The sequence below is a fragment of the Bradyrhizobium sp. genome (genome assembly GCF_016462955.1).
Taxonomy (GTDB): Bacteria; Pseudomonadota; Alphaproteobacteria; order Rhizobiales; family Xanthobacteraceae; genus Bradyrhizobium.
Map to the genome: position 1 here is coordinate 1 of NZ_JAEMSD010000532.1, position 4,516 is coordinate 4,516.

Sequence of the window (4,516 nt, forward strand, 5' to 3'; positions counted from 1 at the left end):
CTCTTGCGCGCCTCTTCGTTCAGGCCCATCAGCAGCGGCGTGAAGAACAGGCCGGGCGCGATGGTGTTGACGCGGATCTTCTGGCTGGCGAGATCACGAGCGGCCGGAAGCGTGAGGCCGACGACGCCGCCCTTCGACGCCGAATAGGCAATCTGGCCGATCTGGCCTTCGTAAGCAGCGACCGAGGCGGTGTTGATGATGACGCCCCGCTCTTCGCCGACGGGCTCCGCAGTGACGAGGCGTTCGGCAAACAGCCGCAGGCAATTGAACGTCCCGATCAGGTTGACGTTGATGATGCGCGCGAACTTTTCCAGCGGGTAGACGCCGTCGCGGCCAACGATGCGCTGCGAGCCGCCGATGCCGGCGCAGTTCATCAGCACGCGAGCGACGCCGTGCGCGGCTTCCGCCTTGGCGATCGCGGCCTTGATCTGCTCCTCGCTGGTGACGTCGGCGTGAAGCGCGACGCCCTTCACCTCGGCGGCGACCTTCTCGGCGTTTTCCTTGCTCTGGTCGATCACGCCGATCTTGGCGCCCTTGGCAGCCATGGCGCGGGCGGTCGCGGCACCGAGGCCCGAGCCACCGCCGGTGATGAGAACGGCTACGTCTTTCAACTGCATCGCTTGTACCTTTCCTTGGACGTTTCTTCTCTAGACTTGTGAACAATTGGCCGGACTATCCGGCAGCGACAGCTTCCCCGGCTTGCGTGAGGATGCCGCCGCAGATCAGCGTTTCCATATGCTTGATGTATTGCCGGCAGACGTCGTCGGTAACCGGGCCGACGCCGGTCGCGCGCGACATCGCGTGCCGGCCGAAGAACAGATGATCGCAGGCGCCGATCAGGCTGGTGTAGAACAGCACCGGGTCGGTCCGGCGGAATTCGCCGCGGCTGACGCCCTCGGCCAGCAGGCGGCGATGGAAATCCAAGAGCGGCGCGACGAAGAATTTCGATACTTCATCGGCAGAGCTCCCGCTGGTCTCGTGCAAGAGATAATGGATCAGCCGGTTCATGTAGGGGAAGCGGTGATAGGCGCGGATGATGCCGGCGATGTGCAGCTTCAGCTTCGCCGTCGACGTGATCGGTTGCGCCAAGAGAAACTCGAGATTTGACATCTCCGTCGCGGCGTCGCGCGCCAACAGCGCCAGCAACAGGCCGTCCTTGTTGCCGAAATGATATTTGACCAGCGCGGCGTTGGCGCCTGACTTCTGCGCGATGTCGGACAGGGAGATCTCGATCGAGGAGCGTTCGATCATCAGCTCGCTTGCGGCCACCAGCAATTTCTCTGCCGTGGAATTTTTCCCGCCGGGGAGCCTGTTCGTTACGCTGGTCGCCACGGATATCCCTGTTTGGCCGCTGGAGCGCGCGCAGATAAGCCCAAGCAGCGCCTGATCACAAGAGTTAATTGATCGATTGACTAAACGATAGTCCACCCCTTAAATCCGCCCCCGACAACCCAATCCAGAACAATCAAGGGAGAGACCGAAATGGCCGAGGCTTATATCGTCGCCGCTGCGCGCACCGCCGGCGGGCGCAAGGGGGGCCGCCTCGCCGGCTGGCATCCGGCCGATCTCGCCGCCAAGGTGCTGGACGAGCTGGTCGACCGCACCAAGGCCGATCCCGCCCTGGTGGAGGACGTGATCATGGGCTGCGTGATGCAGGTCGGCGAGCAGTCCAACAACGTCGCGCGCAACGCGATCATGGCCTCGAAGCTGCCGGAGAGCGTGCCGGGCACCTCGATCGACCGCCAGTGCGGCTCCTCCCAGCAGGCACTGCACTTCGCCGCTCAGGCCGTCATGTCCGGTGCGATGGACGTCGTGATCGCGGCCGGCGTGGAGTCGATGACGCGGGTGCCGATGGGCCTGTCCTCGCAGCTGCCGGCCAAGAACGGGTTTGGCAATTACAAGAGCCCGGGCATCGAGAAGAAATATCCGAACATCGTGTTCAGCCAGTTCACCGGCGCGGAGATGATGGCGGAGAAGTACGGCCTCTCCAAGGAGGAGCTCGATAAGTACTCCTACGACAGCCATCAGCGCGCGATCGCGGCGACGCAAGCGGGCCACTTCAAGAAGGAGATCGTGCCGCTCGAGATTACCCGCGCCGACGGCAGCAAGGACACCCACCATATCGACGAAGGCATCCGCTTCGACGTCACGCTCGACGGAATCAAGGGCGTCAAGCTGATCGCCGAGAACGGCAAGCTCTCCGCGGCGAGCGCCAGTCAGATCTGCGATGGCGCCTCCGGCGTCATGGTCGTGAACGAAAAGGGCCTGAAGCAGCTCGGCGTCAAGCCGCTGGCGCGCATCCACCACATGACCATGACCGGCGGCGACCCCGTCATCATGCTGGACGCGCCGCTGCACGCCACCAAGAAGGCGCTGGAGAAGGCCGGCATGAAGATCGGCGACATCGACCTGTTCGAGGTCAACGAGGCCTTCGCCTCGGTGCCGACCGCCTGGCTGAAGACCACCGGCGCCGACCCGGAGCGTCTCAACGTCAACGGCGGCGCCATCGCGCTTGGCCATCCGCTCGGCGGCTCCGGCACCAAGCTGATGACCACACTGGTCCACGCCCTGCACCAGCGCGGCAAGCGCTATGGCCTGCAGACCATGTGCGAGGGCGGCGGCATGGCCAATGTGACGATCGTGGAGCGGCTGTAAGTCGCGGCCACACAAACGGTGTCGTCCCGGACAAGCGCGCCTCAAGCGCGCGCCGATCCGGGACACATAACCACAGGACGCCGTGGTTATGCTGCGCCGGAGCTCCACCTCGTTTCAACGACCACGCCCTTTGGTTATGGGTGCCCGCCTTCGCGGGGACGACATCTCGTTTGCCTCGGGACCTGCGCTGATGACCCACCCCTCCATCCACGCCAAGACGACGCCCGACAAGATCGCCTACCGGATGGCGAGCACGGGCAAGGCGATTACCTATCGCGAGCTCGACGAGCTCTCGAACCAGGGCGCGCATCTGTTCCGCTCGCTCGGCCTCAAAGCCGGCGACCATATCGCGCTGCTGATGGAAAACCGCCTCGCCTTCATGGAGATCTGCTGGGCCGCGCAGCGCAGCGGACTCTATTACACCGCCATCAGCCGCTACCTGAAGCAGGACGAGATCGACTACATCGTGAAGGACTGCGGCGCCAAGGTCGTCATCACCACGCCGAAATGCGCCGACCAGATCAAGGGCCTGATCAAGGGCACGGCCGGCGAGCCGATCTTCTACATGATGGACGATCCGCTGCCCGGCTTCCGCTCCTACGACAAGGAAGCCGCCGCGCAGCCGACCACGCCGATTGCCGACGAGGTCGCCGGCTACGACATGCTGTATTCCTCGGGCACCACTGGCCGCCCGAAGGGAATCAAGAAGGCTTTCGAAGGCAACAGGATCGACGTACCGAACGCCTTCCTGCGCGTGCTCTGCGCCGACATGTGCGGCATGAACGCGGAGAGCACGTACCTCTCGCCGGCGCCGCTCTATCACGCGGCGCCCTTGCGCTTCAATATGATGGCGGTCGTGCTCGGCGGCACCTCCATCATCATGGAGCACTTCGATGCCGAAGAGTTCCTGAAGCTGGTCGAGAAGTACAAGGTGACGCAGTCGCAGCTCGTGCCGACCATGTTCGTGCGCATGCTGAAGCTTCCGGACGATGTGCGCACCAAATACGACGTGTCCACACTGAAGGGTGCGATCCACGCCGCCGCGCCCTGCCCGGTCGACGTCAAGGCGAAGATGATCGAATGGTGGGGTCCGATCCTGATCGAGTATTACGCCGGCTCGGAAGGCAACGGGGTCACCGTCTGCAACTCGCAGCAATGGCTCGAGCACCGCGGCAGCGTCGGCCGCGCCGTGGTCGGCAAGATCAAGATTCTCGACGAGAACGACGAGGAGCAGCCGACGGGCGAGATCGGCACCGTCTACTTCGCCGATGCGCCCGCCTTCACCTATCACAACGATCCCGAGAAGACGAAGAAGGCCTACAACGCCAAGGGCTGGTCGACGCTCGGCGATGTCGGCTATCTCGACAAGGACGGCTTCCTCTATCTCACCGACCGCAAGTCCTACATGATCATCTCCGGCGGCGTGAACATCTACCCGCAGGAGACCGAGGACGTGCTGATCACGCACCCCGAGGTCGCCGACGTCGCGGTGTTCGGCGTGCCGAACGAGGAGATGGGCGAGGAGGTCAAGGCGGTAGTGCAGCCGCACGACATAGGCCGCGCCGGCAAGGCGCTCGAGGCCGACCTGATCGCCTATTGCAAGACCCGCCTCTCCGCCATCAAGTGCCCGCGCTCGATCGACTTCGAGGCCGAGCTGCCGCGCACGCCGACCGGCAAGCTGGTGAAGCGTCACCTGCGCGACAAATATTGGCCGAAGACGGCGGCGAAGATTTGAAGCGCTCTTACCCTCCCCTGGAGGGGGAGGGTCGATGCGCGTGCAGCGAAGCGGAATGCGCAGCGGGGCGGGGTGATCTCTCCACACGAGCACTGCCCGAGTGGAAAGATCACCCCACCCCGGCGC

4 protein-coding genes are annotated in these 4,516 nt (G+C 64.1%); 2 read left to right on the forward strand and 2 right to left on the reverse strand.

Annotated elements, in window-relative coordinates:
- Both JHD07_RS33615 and JHD07_RS33620 read right to left on the reverse strand, forming a co-directional pair.
- A partial coding sequence (locus tag JHD07_RS33615; RefSeq protein ID WP_291629981.1) for an SDR family NAD(P)-dependent oxidoreductase occupies positions 1–617 on the reverse strand: 617 nt, incomplete at its 3' end.
- Between the two features lie 55 nt (positions 618–672).
- Entirely contained in the window at positions 673–1,332 is a 660-nt protein-coding gene (locus JHD07_RS33620) for a TetR family transcriptional regulator (RefSeq protein ID WP_291629983.1), read from the reverse strand.
- 150 nt (positions 1,333–1,482) lie between these two features.
- Here JHD07_RS33620 and JHD07_RS33625 point away from each other — a divergent pair, with 150 nt between their 5' ends.
- Positions 1,483–2,655 carry an acetyl-CoA C-acetyltransferase gene (locus JHD07_RS33625; RefSeq protein WP_291629984.1) on the forward strand — a complete coding sequence of 391 codons (1,173 nt, stop codon included), beginning with the start codon at positions 1,483–1,485 and terminating at the stop codon, positions 2,653–2,655.
- Between the two features lie 190 nt (positions 2,656–2,845).
- Positions 2,846–4,390, forward strand: coding sequence for an acyl-CoA synthetase (locus JHD07_RS33630; protein WP_291629986.1), 1,545 nt, complete (start codon positions 2,846–2,848; stop codon positions 4,388–4,390).
- The last annotated feature ends 126 nt before the right edge of the window (positions 4,391–4,516 follow it).